Origin of the sequence: Mycobacterium sp. SMC-18, from assembly GCF_045310895.1 — a bacterium.
GTDB lineage: Bacteria > Actinomycetota > Actinomycetes > Mycobacteriales > Mycobacteriaceae > Mycobacterium.
In genome coordinates this window covers 191919-208172 of record NZ_JBJIAL010000008.1, presented here as the reverse complement: position 1 = coordinate 208172, position 16254 = coordinate 191919, and the positions used below count along the sequence as shown (strand labels likewise).

The following is a 16254-nucleotide window of genomic DNA, read 5'->3' as shown; positions in this document are numbered from 1 at the left end:
TGCAAGATCAGGCCGACGAAATCACTGCTGAGCTCGACACCCTCACTGCTGCATTCAATCCTGCACTCCGGGCCGCCCACGGCGTCGGCCCGGACACCGCCGCTCAACTGATCATCACCGCCGGCACCAACCCCCAACGACTCCGCAGCGAAGCCTCCTTTGCGATGCTCACCGGAGTCGCTCCCATCCCGGCCTCGTCCGGGAAAACCAGCCGCCACCGACTCTCCCGCGGCGGCGACCGCGCCGCCAACAACGCCCTGTACCGCATCGCCCTGGTCCGCATGGCCCACGACCAACGCACCCGCGACTACGTCACCCGCCAGACCGCCGCCGGCCGGTCCAAAAAAGAGATCCTGCGGATGCTCAAACGCGCTATCGCCCGCGAGATGTTCAAACACCTCACCGCACCCAGCCCGATCGACGACTACAGCGACCTCCGCCCGGCTCGTCGAGCCACAAACATCACTCTCACCGCCGTCGCCGACCACTTCGGCGTATGGCCCAACGACATCTCCCGCCTCGAACGCGGCCTCAAACGCGACGACACCCTCGCCGCTACCTACCGCCAATGGTTAAACACCCAGCTCAACCACGCCGCTTGACTATTAACAGAAATAGGAGCATCAAGTTCCGTTCCCCGACTCCGCCACCCCTTTCACGACGTCACCACCGGGTCACGCCCGCGACACGCCGAGCCGCCCGATCTCGAACACATGTTTGATGAATCGGGTGCGCTGGGCTAGATTCGTCTCCATGAGCGACAGCACCGATACCCCGGACACACAGGCAGGCGGACGGTCCAGCAGCCTCACCGAGCGCCAGCGGACCATCCTCGATGTCATCCGCACCTCGGTCACCACGCGCGGTTATCCGCCCAGCATCCGGGAGATCGGTGACGCCGTCGGTCTCACCTCGACGTCGTCGGTGGCCCACCAGCTGCGCACCTTGGAGAAGAAGGGCTACCTGCGCCGTGATCCGAACCGCCCGCGCGCGGTGGACGTGCGCGGCGCGGACGATTCGACCGGAGCCACCATCACCACCGATGTCGCCGGTTCGGACGCGCTGCCCGAGCCGACCTTCGTCCCGGTGCTCGGCCGGATCGCGGCCGGTGGCCCGATCCTGGCCGAAGAGGCCGTCGAAGACGTCTTCCCGCTCCCCCGCGAGCTCGTGGGCGAGGGCTCGTTGTTCCTGCTGAAGGTCGTCGGCGAGTCGATGATCGACGCCGCGATCTGCGACGGCGACTGGGTCGTCGTGCGGCAGCAGAATGTGGCCGACAACGGCGACATCGTCGCGGCGATGATCGACGGCGAGGCCACGGTGAAGACCTTCAAGCGCACGAAGGGCCAGGTGTGGCTGATGCCGCACAACCCGGCGTTCGATCCGATCCCGGGCAACGACGCGGTCGTGCTCGGCAAGGTCGTGACCGTCATCCGCAAGATCTGACGCCCGCCAGACCTACAGATGAGCCCCGCTGCAGTCGCTCGCAGCGGGGCTCAGTCGTGACTCCGGTCAGCCGCGGATGAACCCGTTGGTGACCGCGAATTCCTCACTGGCAAACCAGATTTGGACAGGGGCCTCGGCATATCCGGGAGATCCCGGCACCCAGTACAAACCCGACTCCGTGTTGGCCTTGATGTCATAGCCCTCGGGCGGCTCGGCACCGGTGGCCACACGGAACGACATCTGGGCGGTCTCGGGTTCCTCGGCCCCCAGCGCATGGTGTCTGCCGCTGGCGGGACCGGCCACCACCGTCTCCTCCGGCGGTGTCGCGACCGCAGGCGGCTCGTTCACAGGAGGCTCGTCCACGGGCGTCTCGGTGGCCGGTTCCGCTGCCGGGGTCTCGGCCGCCTCGACCTCGGGGGCCTGTTCGTGCGGCTCGGGCGCGCGCTCGTCACCGGCCTGGGAGTCGGCGTCCCGGCCGTCGGCCGGCGCTGCCCAGACGCGGTCGCCGGGGTCCCGGGGCCGTAGGCCCGCGAAGCCCGCCAACCCGGCCGCGGTGAGGCCTGCCGCCGCACCGCCGCGACGCAGGGCGTCGGGCAGTTGCACCGATGTCGTCGGCTCGTCGGCGGATTCGTCGGCGTCCGGCTCGGTGGGCTCGGCCGCGTCCACCGGCTGGGCCTCGGCTTCGGCCTGCGCCTCGGGCACCTCCTCGGACCGCTCACCCTCGGCCGTCTCGGCCGGCGTTTCAGTGGGCTGTTCGGCCGTGAAATCCGGGTACACCGTCGGCGCGGTGTCGATGACATCAGGGTTGCTCTGGAACGCGGGGCCGCCGTGCGGGTTGTCGAACTGCTGGTCCTCGGCCGCGTACTCGTCGCCGTACTCGCTGTCGGCGCCGCCATCGGCATACTGCGGGTCGCCGTACTCGCCGTCGCCGAACTCGTGGTCGTCGTAGTCGTACGCGTCCTGGTCGTCGATGGCGTCCTGACCGGCATTCCGCCGGCGCCGCAGCAGTGCCGCGATCACGATGCCGACCACCACCAGCAACAGCGGGATGATCGCCAGCAGCCACCACCAGTGGAACTGGTACCACTTGCCGGACTCATCGGCCTGCGAGGTCACGCCACCCGGCAGATCGACACTGGGCACCTGGAGGCCGCTCAGTTGCGACGCCAGCTCGGCGGGCTCGGTGCTGAACGCCCGGGTGGACTTGTTCCACGAGATCGAACCGCCGGTGAACTTCTGGCTGACGACGTCGCCGTTGACGGTCTGGTCGGCGGTCGGTGCGCCGAGCTTGCCGGTGGCGCCGCCGAGCTTGTCCCACGCCGCGTTCATCGCGCCACGGACGACGAACGCGCCGTGCTCGGGCGTCCAGAAGATCGCCGGGTTGTCGGCTGCGGCGAAGGTGGCGATCCGGCTCGTCGGGGAAATGCTGCCGTCGGTCTCGTTGCTCGCCGGGAAGCCGAGATCGCCCTGCGGTCCGCCGGCCGCGCGGTACTTGGCCAGCACATCGCCGGTGATCGCGTGCGCCCCGGTTGCCGGCGAATAGAAGATGGTGCCGCCGGCGAAGTTCTGTGCCACGCCGTCGCCGACCTTGTACTGGGCCCCCTGCTCGTCGCCCAGCGTGCCCTGCGGCCCGCCGGCCGCCCGGCGCGCCGCGGCGATGGCCGTCGTCGCATCGCCCGGCACGTCCAGCCCGGTCAGTTGGCCTGCCAGGTCGGCGGGCGTGGTGGTGAACGTCTTGGTCTTGGCGTTCCAGCTCACCTCACCGCCGGTGAAGGGCTGGGTGACGACGTCGCCCTTCCAGGACTCGTCGGCCGTGGGTACGCCGAGGGTGCCCGCCGAGCCGCCCAGCTTGTCCCAGGCGGCGTTGATGGCGCCGCGAACCACCCAGGCGCCGTTGTCGGGCGTCCAGAAGATGACCGGCTTGTCGGCCGCGCTGAACGTGCTGTTCCGGCTGTCGGTGGCCTTGCCCGCACCCTCGTCGATGGTCGGGAAGCCGAGATCGCTGTCGGCGGCGCCGCCCAGCGCCTGGTACTTGTCGAGAATCGCGCCGTAGATGAGATGAGCGCCGGTGCTCTCGCTGAAATAGATCTTTCCGCCCGCGAAGTTCTGCGCGAACCCCGCGCCGACCTGGTAGACGTCGCCGTCCTTGGCGCCCAGCTCACCTGTGTCACCGCCCGCGGCATCCCAGGTGTGGGATATCGCCGCGTCGGCGTCGCTTTCCGGTGTCGCAAATGCCGTCGGCGCCATGAGCAATGCCACCGCGACAGAAAGGGCACCGATACCAGCCCATCCGCCGCGGGTTCGCAGCCCGGTCATCGAATTCCTCCCGCGGTCGGCAAAACTCCGGACACAATTCCGTCAGACAAACTCTCTTGATCGAGAGATTCTGTCAACTTTGCTTCAGTTCATGCCTATAGTGCGGGATATCCGGCGGTGACGCACCAGTGTGTCGCGGATCGATATGCGAATAAATTCCGCACGGTCAATTAGTTAAACGCCCAATCCGCGCCCGATGATCTCCTTCATGATCTCGGTGGTGCCGCCGTAGATGGTCTGGATCCGCGAGTCCAGGAATGCCCGCGCAATGGGATATTCGCGCATATAGCCGTAGCCGCCGTGCAACTGCAGGCAGCGGTCCACCAGCCGGACCTGCGCCTCCGTCGAATACCATTTGGCCATCGCCGCCTGGTCGATTGTCAGCTTTCGATCGAGATGCAGGCGAATGAACTCGTCGACCATGATTCGGACGGCCGTGGCCTCGGTCGCCAGTTCCGCCAACACGAATCGACTGTTCTGGAAGCTGCCGATCGGCTTGCCGAACGCCTTACGCTCCTTGGCGTATTGCAATGTCGATTCCAGCACCGCCTCCATCGCCGCAGCAGCCATCACGGCGATGGAAATGCGCTCCTGGGGCAGGTTCTGCATCAGATAGACGAATCCCATGCCCTCGACGCCGAGCAGATTCTCGACCGGGACTTTGACATCGGTGAACGACAATTCCGCGGTGTCCTGCGCGTCGAGGCCGATCTTGTCGAGGTGACGGCCGCGTTCGAAACCCGCCATGCCACGCTCGACCACCAACAGGCTGAAGCCCTGTGCGCCCTTGTCCGGATCGGTCTGCGCGACGACGATCACCAGGTCGGCGTGAATACCGTTGGTGATGAACGTTTTCGAGCCGTTGAGCACGTAGTGGTCACCGTCCCGGACCGCGCGGGTCTTGATGCCCTGCAGGTCACTGCCGGTGCCCGGCTCTGTCATCGCGATGGCGCAGATCAGTTCGCCACTGCAGAACCCGGGCAGCCAGCGCTGCTTCTGCTCGTCGTTGGCCAGCTCCAGCAGATACGGCGCGATGACGTCGTTCTGCAGCGTGAAACCCAGGCCGCTGTGGCGTCCCGCCGCGGTCTCCTCGCTGACGATGACGTTGTAGCGGAAGTCCGGGTTCCCTCCGCCGCCGTACTCCTCCGGCACAGCCATGCCGAGAAAGCCCTGCTTCCCCGCCTCGCGCCAGACCTCGCGGTCGACGATCTTGGCCTTCTCCCATTCCTCCCGATAGGGCTCGGCGTGCCGGTCGAGGAACGCGCGGTACGACTCCCGGAACAACTCGTGCTCAGGTTCGAACAACGTGCGGTCGTACTTGATGACACCCATGCGAGACCTCCGGTACTGGATAAGTTTGCACCAACTTATCCCAACCGGACGGTTGGTTGTGAGCGGGCCCACACCCGGCGCGGCGCCGGGCACGATCTAGCGCGACTGGCTACGTCCCGACTGCGAACGCCCCGACTGCGACTGCGAACGGCCCGACTGCGCACGCCCGGGCGCCTGCAGGCCACCCGTGCTGCGGCGGCGGCGACGCTGCGCCTGACCCGCAGTGGCCGTCTTGGCCGGCCGGTTTCCGCCACGCGGCGCGGGCGCCTCCTTGGGTGCGGGCGCGCGGTACGGCGCGATCTCGCCGACGAGCGCCTGCACCGACGCCGAATCGGCGACGACCTCCTGCGGACGGGCGGTGATACCAGCCTTGCGCAGCAGCTGCTGGGCGTCCTTGCGCTGCTCGGGCAGCACGACGGTGACGACGTCGCCGGCGCTCCCGGCTCGGGCCGTACGGCCCGAGCGGTGCAGGTATGCCTTGTGCTCGGCGGGCGGGTCCACATGGACCACGAGCTCGACCTCGTCGACGTGGACACCGCGCGCGGCGATGTCGGTGGCGACGAGGACGCGCGCCTCTCCCGAGCTGAATGCGGCCAGGTTGCGGTCACGCGCCGGCTGGGACAGGTTGCCGTGCAGGTCGACCGACGGCACGCCGGCCTCGGTGAGCTGCCGGGCCAGCTTGCGGGCCTGGTGCTTGGTGCGCATGAACAGGATGCGCCGGCCGGTGCCCGACGCCAGCCGCTGCACCAGGTCGCGCTTCTCCGCCGCACCGGCGACGTGGAACACGTGGTGGGTCATGGCCGGCGGCGGCGCGTCGATCTCGTCGACCGAGTGGGTGATCGGGTCGGACAGGAAGCGCCGCACCAGCTTGTCGACGCCGTTGTCGAGCGTCGCCGAGAACAGCAGCCGCTGACCGCCGGCAGGGGTGGCCGCCAGAATCCGGGTGACACCCGGCAGGAAGCCGAGGTCGGCCATGTGGTCGGCCTCGTCCAGCACGGTGATCTGCACGGCGTCGAGGCTCACCAGCTTCTGCTTCATGAGGTCTTCGAGACGGCCCGGGCAGGCGATGACGATGTCGACGCCCGCCTGCAGCGCCGCCACCTGACGGTTCTGCGACACGCCACCGAAGATGGTGGTGACGTTCAGCCCGACTGCGCTGGCCAGCGGTTCGACGGTCGCGGCGATCTGGGTGGCGAGCTCGCGGGTCGGGGCCAGCACCAGACCGGTGGGACGCGACGGGCGCCGCGCGGCGCCGGCCAGCCGGGCCACGAGCGGAATGGAGAAGGCCAGCGTCTTGCCGCTGCCCGTGCGGCCGCGGCCGAGCACGTCCCGGCCCGCGAGGGTGTCGGGCAGGGTGCTGACCTGGATCGGGAAGGGCGCGGCGATACCGCGTCCGGCGAGCGAGGCGACGAGCGCCTCGGGCACGCCGAGCTCGGCGAACGACGATGATTGTTCTGCGGACATGAGGGATTACAGCCTTTCAGGCACGGTGGGTCGACAATGCCGGCGGCAATATCGGTCGCCGCGAGAAATGCTGGTGCAGAGGGAACTGAAGGCTCTCAGCCGTTCCACGACGTGATCGGCGGCCATGACCTGCGAAGGTGCGCAGCCGATGTTGGTCAAAGCCTAGTGCCGAACGAGTCGCCTGCGGACGACCGCCCACGGCCCCGCCCCGCCCGGGGCGCCAAACACCTTGCCCCGCAAGCGGTATCGCCGCGATGTGATTTCACCCACGGTCGACCGGTACGGGCGTACCGAAGAATCGACACGCTCGACAAATTTTCGGCAAACACCGGATACCGGCCAGGTCACAGTGCGACGATGCGAAACGGGTGCCGATGACCGGATCGGCGACGTCGAAAGGGGGGCGAGGGATGCGCACACTCGGACGCACGATTCCCGCAACGCTGGCCGTGATGCTGACGGTGCTCGGCACGGTCCTGCTCGGCGTGGTGTCGATGGTCACGGCCGCGTTCACCCTCGCCGCGACCGCGCTGATCGTCCCGGGCACCGGCACACCCAACGCCAACATCGTGCCCGGCTACCGGGAGAACGCGGACACCTACTACATCGCGCCGTTCAACCCTGCGTGCACGCTTCAGAACAACTGCAACCTGCAAGGCATCAACTATCCCGCCCAGTTCTGGCCGATCCCGCTGCCCGGCTGGGGCGGACTGTCCGGCGCCAAGTGGAACGAATCGACGGGTGAGGGCCTCGCCAACCTCGACACCGCGCTGATGGCCGCGCTGCCGACGGCGACGCTCGTCGATCCGATCATCGTCTTCGGTTACTCGCAGGGCGGCAACATCGTCAGCCGCGAGAAGGCCAGCCTGTCGGGTCTGACCGACGCCCAGAAGGCCAAATTGGCGTTCGTCATGATCGGCAACACCAACCGGCCCAACGGCGGGCTGTTCGAACGGCTGGCGTTCCTCGGCACGGTGCCCATCTGGGACGTCACCTTCGGCCTGCCGGCACCCACCAACACCGGCATCAAGACCACCGACATCGCGTTCGAGTACGACGGCGTCGCCGACTTCCCGCTGTACCCGATCAACCTGCTCGCCGACCTCAATGCCATCGCCGGTTTCTGGTACACCCACGGCACCTATCTGGCACCGAACGCGAACAGCGACGTCGGCGAAATCCCCGATCTCGAGTACACGCCGGCCGAACTGGAGGCGGCCCTCACCGACCCCAAGAACCAGACCACATACGGCGACACCACGTACATCACCATCCCGACCAAGACCCTGCCGATCGTGCGGCCGTTCCTGGAGTTCGGCGGCTTCACCCACACCAGCTTCATCATCAAGCCGCTGGTCGACCTCGTCTCGCCGGTACTGCGCGTGCTCATCGACACCGGCTACGACCGCAGCCTCAGCCCCGGCGTCCCGGCACCGTTCCGGTTGATCCCGCTGCTCAACCCGATCACGCTGACGCAGGACCTGATCAATGCGGCCGGCGAGGGCGTCAAGGCCGCGATCAGCGACATCACCGGCGGCAAGGTGCAGCTTCCGATCGCCGCGACCACTCCCGCCCCGACCCCGGCGACGGTGGCGGCCCGCAACGTGTCGAGCACACCGACGGCGGTGTCCGCCACGCCGACCGGTGACACCAAGGTCGCGCCCGTCACGGCACCGAAGGTGACGACGACGCCCGATACCAAGGACACCGACACCAAGACCCCGGACACCAAGGTGACCGACCCCGAGACCCCGGACACCAAGGTGACCGACAAGACCCCCGACACGACCGGCCCGAAGCAGGACCCGAAGCCCGGCACCGATCCGACCACCGATCAGGCCCCGGCCAAGGACGGCCAGACCTCGGCCGGCGACAAGGCCACCGACAAGGCCACCGACAAGGGTGGCGACAAGGCCACCGACAAGAACTCGGACAAGGCCAAGAAGCCGAAGAAGGACAAGAAGGTCAAGACCCCCAAGGCCGTGAAGCCGGCTGCCGACAAGGCCGACAAGCCGGCCAAGGCTGCCGCCTGATCAGGCGGTGACGAACTCGCCGAGGCTGGCGGCCAGCGCCATCGGCACCCAGCCCTTGATCCGGGTGCCGTCGGCGGTGTGCTCGGTGGCCTCGACACGACCTTCGGCGTGCACCCGGGCCACGAGGTCACCCCGCTCGTAGGGAATGGTCACGTCGACAGCCGCGTCGGTCGGCTCGACCAGTTCGCACATGCGCATCCGCAGCCGGTCCAGCCCCTCACCGGTGTGCGCGGACACGAACACGGCGTCCGGCAACGCGCGCCGCAGGTGGGCCAGCGACAGATCCCCGGCGGCGTCGATCTTGTTGACCACCAACAACTCTCGTGGAGCAGTGATGTCGTACTCGGCGACGACTTCGCCGACGACCTTGCGTACCGCGTTGATCTGCGCGAGCGGATCGGCGTCGGAGCCGTCGACCACGTGCACGAGCAGGTCGGCGTCGACGACCTCCTCCAGCGTCGACCGGAACGCCTCGACCAGCTGGGTCGGCAGGTGCCGCACGAACCCGACGGTGTCGGTCAGGGTGAAGGGCCGGCCGTCGTCCAACTGGCCGCGGCGCGTCGTCGGTTCGAGGGTGGCGAACAGCGCGTTCTGCACCAGCACGCCGGCGCCGGTGAGGGCGTTCAGCAGGCTGGACTTGCCGGCGTTGGTGTAGCCGACGATCGCGACGGACGGGGTGTCGCTGACCCGGCGGCTGTGCCGCTGGGTGTCGCGAATCTTCTTCATGTCCTTGATCTCGCGGCGCAGCTTGGCCATCCGCTCGCGGATCCGTCGCCGGTCGGTCTCGATCTTGGTTTCACCGGGACCACGGGTACCCACGCCACCACCGGCACCACCGGCGCGACCACCGGCCTGCCGGGACATCGACTCACCCCAGCCGCGCAGTCGCGGCAGCATGTACTCCATCTGGGCCAGCGACACCTGGGCCTTGCCCTCGCGGCTGGTGGCGTGCTGGGCGAAGATGTCGAGGATCAGCGCGGTGCGGTCGATGACCTTGACCTTCACCACCTTTTCCAGCGAGTTCAGCTGCGCGGGGCTCAGTTCACCGTCGCAGATGACGGTGTCGGCGCCGGTGGCGAGCACGATCTCGCGGAGCTCCTGGGCCTTGCCGGAGCCGATGTACGTCGAGGCGTCCGGTTTGTCGCGGCGCTGGATGAGGCCTTCGAGCACCTCGGAGCCGGCGGTCTCGGCGAGCGCGGCGAGTTCGGCGAGGCTGTTGTCGGCGTCGGCCGACGTACCGTCGGTCCAGACACCGACCAGCACCACGCGTTCGAGGCGCAGCTGGCGGTATTCGACTTCGGAGATGTCGGCCAGTTCGGTCGACAGACCGGCAACGCGGCGCAGTGCCGCCCGGTCTTCGAGGGCTAGTTCACCGACGCTGGGTGTTTCGGGATAGGTCATAGGTAGTTATCGATGGTGCCCGCAAAGTCAGCGGGCCGCATCTGAATTTCCTTCGTTCTCGTGCCACCATTCGGCGGCCAGTTCGCCGTGCGCCAGCAGCACCGACGGCCCGCGCAGGTAGCTGGTGTCCGCGGTGATGGTCACGCTGACCTCGCCGCCCGGGATCACCACCCGCAGGCTGCCGGTGTCCGCGCCGGTGTGGTTCAGTGCTGCCAACGTCGCAGCGACCGTTCCGGTTCCACAGGAGCGGGTTTCGCCCACGCCGCGCTCGTGCACCCGCATGGCCACCACCCCGTTGGCGGGCGCGGTCAGCACCTCGACGTTGACGCCCTCGGGGAACTGGCCGGCGTCGAAGGACACCGGCGCCGCGATGTCCAGCGCGGTGAGCCCGGCCATGTTCAGCGACGGATCGACGCAGGCCAGGTGCGGGTTGCCGACGTCGACGGCCAGGCCCTCGAAGGTCCGGCCGGCGATGACCGCCTTGCCGTGCCCGTACGAACGGGCCTTGCCCATCTCGACGGTGACCTCGGCGTTGACCGCGTCGGCGCCGTGCAGGGTCACCGGACGCGGCCCGGCCAGGGAACCGACCACGAATTCGTCACGGTGCTCGAGCCCGGAGGCGCGCAGGTAGTGCGCGAAGACACGGACGCCGTTGCCGCACATCTGGGCGATGGAGCCGTCGGCGTTGCGGTAGTCCATGTACCAGTCGTCGGCGGCCACGCCGTCGGGCAGGCGGTCGAACACGCCGGCCTCCTGCGCGGCCCCGGCCTTGGTGACCCGCAGCAGGCCGTCGGCCCCCAGTCCGCGGCGCCGGTCGCACAACGCGGCGATGACCGAGGGGGTCAGCTTCAGTTCGGCGTCGACATCGGGCAGCACCACGAAGTCGTTCTGGGTGCCGTGCCCTTTCGAAAACCGCACAGCTTCAGGATACGTGGCGCCACCGACGCGCCACCTCGGCTGCGTTGTCCGGAGCGTCACCGGCCAGCCAGACGATCCGGTGATCGCGGCGGAACCAGGACCGCTGCCGGCGCACGTAGCGCCGGGTGCCGATGAACGTCCGCTCCTTGGCTTCTGTCATCGCGGCTTCGGCCGTAGCGGGGTCGTGACCGGCGTCCAGCGCCGCCAGCACCTGCGCGTAGCCCAGGGCCCGGGCCGCCGTCACTCCGTCGCGCAGGCCGCGGGCACGCAGCGCCACCACCTCCTCGACCAGCCCGGAGGCGAACATCAAGTCGGTACGGCGCTGCAGCCGGTCGTCGAGAACCTCTGTGTCCCAGTCCAATCCGACGATCAGGGTGTCCCAGCGCGGGGCCCCGATCTGTGGCGCCGACGCCGCGAACGGCTGCCCGGTGAGTTCGACGACCTCGAGCGCCCGCACGATGCGCCGGCCGTCGGTGTTCAGGATCGACGCGGCGGCCTCGGGATCGACGCGCGCCAGCTCGCCGTGCAGGGCGGTGACCCCGACCTCGGCCAGGCGCTGCTCCCACCGGGCCCGCACCGCGGGATCGGTCGCCGGGAACGACCATTCGTCGAGCAGTGCCTGGATGTACATCATCGATCCGCCGACGATCACCGGCACGGCGCCGCGGGCGGCGATGTCCTCGATGTCGGCCGCGGCGGCCGCCTGGTACTTCGCGACGGTCGCGTTGTCGGTGACCTCGAGGACGTCGAGCTGGTGGTGGACGATGCCGCGCCGCTCGGGCACCGTCAGCTTGGCGGTGCCGATGTCCATGCCGCGGTAGAGCTGCATGGCGTCGGCGTTCACGATCTCGCCGCCCAGCTGTTCGGCGAGATCGAGCGCCAGAGCCGACTTGCCGGTTCCGGTGGGGCCGACGACCGCGATGGGCCTCACTGCGGGATCCAGGTGCCGACGAAGTAGCCGACGCCGTAGGGCGCGCCGCGGTACAGCTCGGTCGCCTTGGGGTCCGGCCCGGCCAGCCCGGCCAGCACCTGGTAGGCGACGCGGCCGAGGACGCCGGACAGCCCCGCGATCGCCGCCACGTCACCGGTGGCCAACGCGTCATCCCACTGTGCTTGTCGCGCAACGGAATCCGGATCGAAGCCGCCGGGCGCCGCGGCCGTCAGGGTGTTCGCGCCGTCGGCGACCACCAGCACGCCGACGGGGTCAGCGACCGCGTCCAGCTCCGCGCGCAGGGCACGGCCGCGCTCCAGCGCGATGTCCGACGCCAGACCGTCGGCGAAAACCCGCACGTCGACGGTCGCTCCCGCGTCGACACTCCCCCGCAGCCAGCCGGCGATCAGCGCGCACAGCGGCAGAGGCCGTACCTCCCCGTCCGCGGCCGGCGTGAACGTCACCCGGACGTCTGCGCCGTAACCGGCGAAGGTGCCGACCGCGTCGCCGGGCACCCGGCCATCCTCCGGACCGACGCCGACCGCCACCCAACGCGACGGCAGGTCCTGCACCGCCCCGCGCACGGCCGCCGTCAGGTCGGCCAGTTCGACCGCCGCGCCGGACGCCAGCTCAGGCACCAGAATGGGGGCCGACGGGACGATGGCGATATGTGTCAGGCCGGCGCTACGCACGCGTCCACGCTAACGAGTCCGGCAAACGCCTGCGCAGACGGCGGGTCGACCTGTTTGAATAGCGTGCGAGTACCAGATGACGGCGCCGCGTCGCGCGGCAGAAGCGTGGGTCACCCACGCGCGGGCATGAGGAGCACGAGATGACCACCACCGAACCCGGCAACACCCCGAAACCGACTCCTCGGCCCGGTCCGCCGCGCCCCGGTCCCAAACCGAGCGCCATCCCGCACCACCCTCCGGCGCCACCTGTGGCTGCCGCGCCGACGTGCGATCCGCACCGCTTCGGCCGCGTCGACGACGACGGCACGGTATGGCTCATCACCGCCGCCGGCGAGCGCAAGATCGCGTCGTGGCAGGCGGGCGACGCGGAGGCCGCGTACGCCCACTTCGGCCGCCGGTACGACGACCTGAGCACCGAGGTGGCGCTGCTGGAGCACCGGCTCGGTAGCGGTAGTGGCGACGCCCGCAAGATCAAGTCGGCCGCCGCGACGCTGCTGGAATCGCTGCCGGAGGCCTCGGTACTGGGCGATGTCGATGCCCTGAGTGCCCGGCTGAGCACCATCGTCGAGCAGGCGGGCGCCAGCGCGCAGGAGGAGCGGGCCAAGCGCGACGAGCACCGGGCCGCCCAGACTGCCCGCAAGGAAGCCCTGGCCGCCGAGGCCGAGGAGATCGGCGCCAACTCCACACAGTGGAAGGCCGGCGGCGACCGGCTGCGCGCGATCCTCGACGAGTGGCGGACCATCACCGGCCTGGACCGCAAGGTCGACGACGCGCTGTGGAAGCGCTACTCGGCGGCCCGCGAGGCGTTCAACCGGCGCCGGGGCTCGCACTTCGCCGAGCTCGATCGCGAGCGGGTCGGCGTCCGTCAGGCCAAGGAGGCGCTGTGTGAACGCGCCGAGGCGCTGTCCAGCTCCACGGACTGGGGCGCCACCTCCGCGACATTCCGCGATCTGCTGACGCAGTGGAAGGCCGCGGGCCGCGCCGCCAAGGACGTCGACGACGCCCTGTGGAAGCGGTTCAAGGCCGCCCAGGACACGTTCTTCAGCGCCCGCAACGCGGTCAACGCCGAGAAGGACGCCGAGTTCAACGCCAACGCCGACGCCAAGGCCGAGCTGCTGGCCGAGGCCGAGAAGATCGACATCAGCGATGTCGAGGCCGCGCGCGCGGCATTCCGGGCCATCGGCGACAAGTGGGACGCCATCGGCAAGGCTTCACGCGACCGCACCGCGGAGCTGGAGCGCCGGCTGCGGGCCGTCGAGAAGAAGATCCGCGACGCCGCGCAGAGCGGCTGGAGCGACCCGGAGGCGCAGGCCCGGGCCGACCAGTTCCGCGAGCGCGCCGAGCAGTTCGAGCGTCAAGCCGAGAAGGCCGAGGCCGCGGGCAAGACGAAGGATGCCGAGAAGGCGCGGGCCAGCGCGGCGCAGTGGCGCGAGTGGGCCGACGCTGCCTCCGCGGCGATCAAGAAGTAGGCGAGTCCGGACCGTCGAGCAGCCCGCGTTTCTGCTGCTCGGCGGTGGACTCGCGGCGCTGCGCCTCGGCGGCCAGCTGCACCGCGGTGCGTGACCACACCACGCGGGCCCAGTGGAACGTCAGCAGGATGACGGCGATCCACGCCAGGTAGAGCCCGAATCCGGGTCCCGGGTAAGGCTTGACGACGGTGTTCCGCGACCAGATGGCCAGCATGCCGAGGAAGCACGACACGGCGGAGCCGGCCAGCGCGATCCAGGCCAGGCCCCAGCGGCGGGTCAACAGCGCCAGCATCGAGAAGCCGACGCTGAACACCAGGATCAGCCAGACGAACACCCGCGACGGCAGCAGAATCTTCGCGTCCAGGGCGGCCTGATCGCCGAGCAGCACGTCGAAGCCCTTGACGCCACCGGTGTGCGGCAGCACAAACGACAGCAGGATGACGAAAACGCAGATCGCCACGACCATGGCGCGGCCGCCCGGGTCGATCTCCCGGGCGATGCGCTGCTCGGCGGCGTCGATGTCGTCCTTGAATTCCTCGAATTCGCCGTTCGCGCCGCCGTTGGGCTGTCCGGGCTTGGTGTCGTTCATCGTGAACATCCCTGCTCTACGGGCGTGACGGGGGGCGCGCCGATCTGCGGCATGCCCAGCCCGACGCCGGTGGTGGGTTTGCGGCCCGCGGCGTGCGCGTCGCCCGCGCGGGTGCGGCGGTGGCTGATGATCGGCGTGTCGGCGATCAGGTGGTGCGGGGCGGCACCGGTGACGGTCGTGGTGACGATGTCGCCAGGACGGATGTCGGCGTCACCCGGGGTGAAGTGCACCAGCCGGCCGTCGCGCGCACGGCCCGACATTCTCTCGGTCGCGGAATCCTTGCGGCCTTCGCCGGTGGCCACCAGCAGCTCGACCTCACGGCCGACCTGTGCCAGGTTCTCCTCCCAGGAGATGCGCTCCTGCAGCTCGATGAGCCGCATATACCGTTCGGACACAACCTCTTTCGGAAGCTGGTCGGGCAGCTCGGCGGCCGGGGTACCAGGCCGCTTGGAGTACTGGAACGTGAAGGCGCTGGAGAACCGGGCGCGTTCGACGACGTCGAGGGTGGCCTGGAAGTCCTCTTCGGTCTCCCCGGGGAACCCGACGATGATGTCGGTGGTGATGGCCGCATGCGGGATCGCGGCCCGCACCCGCTCGATGATGCCGAGATACTTCTCGGCGCGGTAGGAGCGGCGCATCTCCTTGAGGATGCGGTCCGATCCCGACTGCAGCGGCATGTGCAGCGTCGGGCAGACGTTCGGGGTGGCCGCCATGGCTTCGATGACGTCGTCGGTGAACTCGGCGGGGTGCGGCGAGGTGAACCGGACCCGCTCGAGGCCCTCGATGTCGCCGCAGGCGCGCAGCAGTTTGGCGAACGCGCCGCGGTCGCGCTCGATGTCGGTCCAGGCGTCCGGATTTTCGCGGAGTCGTTCGTCCTGCGAGAACGAAACGCCATACGCGTTTACGTTCTGGCCCAGCAGCGTGATCTCCAGGACGCCCTGGTCCACGAGGGACTTCACCTCGGCGAGGATGTCGCCGGGACGCCGGTCGACTTCCTTGCCGCGCAGCGACGGCACGATGCAGAACGTGCAGGTGTTGTTGCAGCCCACCGAGATGGAAACCCAAGCGGCGTAAGAAGATTCGCGCGTGGCCGGCAGTGCCGAGGGGAACTCCTGAAGGGCCTCGACGATCTCGACCTGGGCTTCGCGGTTGTGGCGGGCGCGTTCCAGCAGCACCGGCAGTGAGCCGATGTTGTGCGTGCCGAACACCACGTCGACCCACGGCGCCTTGCTCAGCACCGTGTCGCGGTCCTTCTGCGCCAGGCAGCCGCCGACGGCGATCTGCATGTTCGGGTCGGCTTCCTTGCGCGGCGCCAGGTGGCTGATGTTGCCGTAGAGCTTGTTGTCGGCGTTCTCGCGCACCGCGCAGGTGTTGAAGACCACGACGTCGGCGTCGTCGCCGTCCTGGGCGCGCCGGTATCCGGCGTCTTCGAGCAGGCCGGCGAGCCGCTCGGAATCGTGGACGTTCATCTGACATCCGTAGGTGCGGACCTGGTAGGTGCGTCCCGCGCCGGAACCCGTAGCGGACTCCGTGGCGTCAGCTTCCACGTCCGGAGTCGCTGTCGAAATCACGTGCCAATCGTACGGGCGGCGCGATTTATACCAAATTTGCCGAAGGGTTTCCGGGTTTCTGTGACTGATCCGCGCGCCGTGGCTTACCTGGGTAG

At 69.0% G+C, this 16254-nt stretch carries 13 protein-coding genes; 4 read left to right on the top strand and 9 right to left on the bottom strand.

From position 1 onward, the window contains the following. Both ACJH6J_RS10115 and lexA read left to right on the top strand, forming a co-directional pair. The coding region (locus ACJH6J_RS10115) for a transposase (protein ID WP_406803930.1) at positions 1-602 on the top strand (602 nt) is incomplete at its 5' end. Between the two features lie 151 nt (positions 603-753). Continuing rightward, entirely contained in the window at positions 754-1443 is a 690-nt protein-coding gene (gene lexA / locus ACJH6J_RS10110) for a transcriptional repressor LexA (protein ID WP_212811719.1), read from the top strand. Positions 1444-1509: 66 nt separating this feature from the next. Here lexA and ACJH6J_RS10105 read toward each other — a convergent pair whose 3' ends face one another. The 3 genes from ACJH6J_RS10105 to ACJH6J_RS10095 all read right to left on the bottom strand — a co-directional run bounded on the left by ACJH6J_RS10105 (position 1510) and on the right by ACJH6J_RS10095 (position 6555). Continuing rightward, entirely contained in the window at positions 1510-3759 is a 2250-nt protein-coding gene (locus tag ACJH6J_RS10105; protein ID WP_406803929.1) for a hypothetical protein, read from the bottom strand. Between the two features lie 174 nt (positions 3760-3933). Continuing rightward, positions 3934-5091 carry an acyl-CoA dehydrogenase family protein gene (locus ACJH6J_RS10100; protein ID WP_212811721.1) on the bottom strand — a complete coding sequence of 386 codons (1158 nt, stop codon included), beginning with the start codon at positions 5089-5091 and terminating at the stop codon, positions 3934-3936. A 96-nt stretch (positions 5092-5187) separates the two neighbouring features. After that, a complete protein-coding gene (locus ACJH6J_RS10095) occupies positions 5188-6555 on the bottom strand; it encodes a DEAD/DEAH box helicase (protein WP_406803928.1) in 1368 nt (455 codons plus the stop codon). Positions 6556-6965: 410 nt separating this feature from the next. Here ACJH6J_RS10095 and ACJH6J_RS10090 point away from each other — a divergent pair, with 410 nt between their 5' ends. Further along, positions 6966-8588 carry a PE-PPE domain-containing protein gene (locus tag ACJH6J_RS10090; RefSeq protein ID WP_406803927.1) on the top strand — a complete coding sequence of 541 codons (1623 nt, stop codon included), beginning with the start codon at positions 6966-6968 and terminating at the stop codon, positions 8586-8588. Here ACJH6J_RS10090 and hflX read toward each other — a convergent pair whose 3' ends face one another. The 4 genes from hflX to ACJH6J_RS10070 are packed head-to-tail and all read right to left on the bottom strand — an operon-like array spanning position 8589 to position 12530. Beyond that, positions 8589-9989 (bottom strand): GTPase HflX, encoded by a 1401-nt coding sequence (gene hflX / locus ACJH6J_RS10085; RefSeq protein ID WP_406803926.1) that lies wholly within the window; start codon positions 9987-9989, stop codon positions 8589-8591. It abuts the gene before it with no gap. Positions 9990-10016: 27 nt separating this feature from the next. After that, positions 10017-10907, bottom strand: a complete 891-nt coding sequence (gene dapF, locus ACJH6J_RS10080; protein WP_406803925.1) for a diaminopimelate epimerase — start codon at positions 10905-10907, stop codon at positions 10017-10019. Positions 10908-10911: 4 nt separating this feature from the next. Continuing rightward, a complete protein-coding gene (gene miaA, locus ACJH6J_RS10075; protein WP_406803924.1) occupies positions 10912-11838 on the bottom strand; it encodes a tRNA (adenosine(37)-N6)-dimethylallyltransferase MiaA in 927 nt (308 codons plus the stop codon). Next, positions 11835-12530 (bottom strand): hypothetical protein, encoded by a 696-nt coding sequence (locus tag ACJH6J_RS10070; RefSeq protein WP_406803923.1) that lies wholly within the window; start codon positions 12528-12530, stop codon positions 11835-11837. The genes miaA and ACJH6J_RS10070 overlap by 4 nt, the downstream gene beginning before the upstream one ends. A 140-nt stretch (positions 12531-12670) precedes the next feature. Here ACJH6J_RS10070 and ACJH6J_RS10065 point away from each other — a divergent pair, with 140 nt between their 5' ends. Beyond that, the gene (locus tag ACJH6J_RS10065; protein ID WP_212811728.1) at positions 12671-13999 is read left to right on the top strand and encodes a DUF349 domain-containing protein; all 1329 of its coding nucleotides are present in this window, start codon (positions 12671-12673) and stop codon (positions 13997-13999) included. Here the strand turns inward: ACJH6J_RS10065 and ACJH6J_RS10060 are convergent. Together ACJH6J_RS10060 and miaB are read right to left on the bottom strand one after the other, a co-directional pair. Further along, the gene (locus ACJH6J_RS10060; protein WP_406803922.1) at positions 13989-14597 is read right to left on the bottom strand and encodes a hypothetical protein; all 609 of its coding nucleotides are present in this window, start codon (positions 14595-14597) and stop codon (positions 13989-13991) included. The genes ACJH6J_RS10065 and ACJH6J_RS10060 overlap by 11 nt on opposite strands. After that, positions 14585-16135: a tRNA (N6-isopentenyl adenosine(37)-C2)-methylthiotransferase MiaB gene (gene miaB / locus ACJH6J_RS10055; RefSeq protein ID WP_406803933.1), complete on the bottom strand. Its 1551-nt coding sequence runs from the start codon at positions 16133-16135 to the stop codon at positions 14585-14587. Before miaB ends, ACJH6J_RS10060 begins: the two co-directional genes overlap by 13 nt. Positions 16136-16254: the final 119 nt, after the last annotated feature.

What these genes read in the sequence shown, in the direction of transcription:
- lexA (WP_212811719.1), top strand. Translation starts at nt 754, where the DNA reads ATGAGCGACAGCACCGATACCCCGGACACACAGGCAGGCGGACGGTCC.
- ACJH6J_RS10105 (WP_406803929.1), bottom strand. Translation starts at nt 3,759, where the DNA reads ATGACCGGGCTGCGAACCCGCGGCGGATGGGCTGGTATCGGTGCCCTT.
- ACJH6J_RS10100 (WP_212811721.1), bottom strand. Translation starts at nt 5,091, where the DNA reads ATGGGTGTCATCAAGTACGACCGCACGTTGTTCGAACCTGAGCACGAG.
- ACJH6J_RS10095 (WP_406803928.1), bottom strand. Translation starts at nt 6,555, where the DNA reads ATGTCCGCAGAACAATCATCGTCGTTCGCCGAGCTCGGCGTGCCCGAG.
- ACJH6J_RS10090 (WP_406803927.1), top strand. Translation starts at nt 6,966, where the DNA reads ATGCGCACACTCGGACGCACGATTCCCGCAACGCTGGCCGTGATGCTG.
- hflX (WP_406803926.1), bottom strand. Translation starts at nt 9,989, where the DNA reads ATGACCTATCCCGAAACACCCAGCGTCGGTGAACTAGCCCTCGAAGAC.
- ACJH6J_RS10065 (WP_212811728.1), top strand. Translation starts at nt 12,671, where the DNA reads ATGACCACCACCGAACCCGGCAACACCCCGAAACCGACTCCTCGGCCC.
- ACJH6J_RS10060 (WP_406803922.1), bottom strand. Translation starts at nt 14,597, where the DNA reads ATGTTCACGATGAACGACACCAAGCCCGGACAGCCCAACGGCGGCGCG.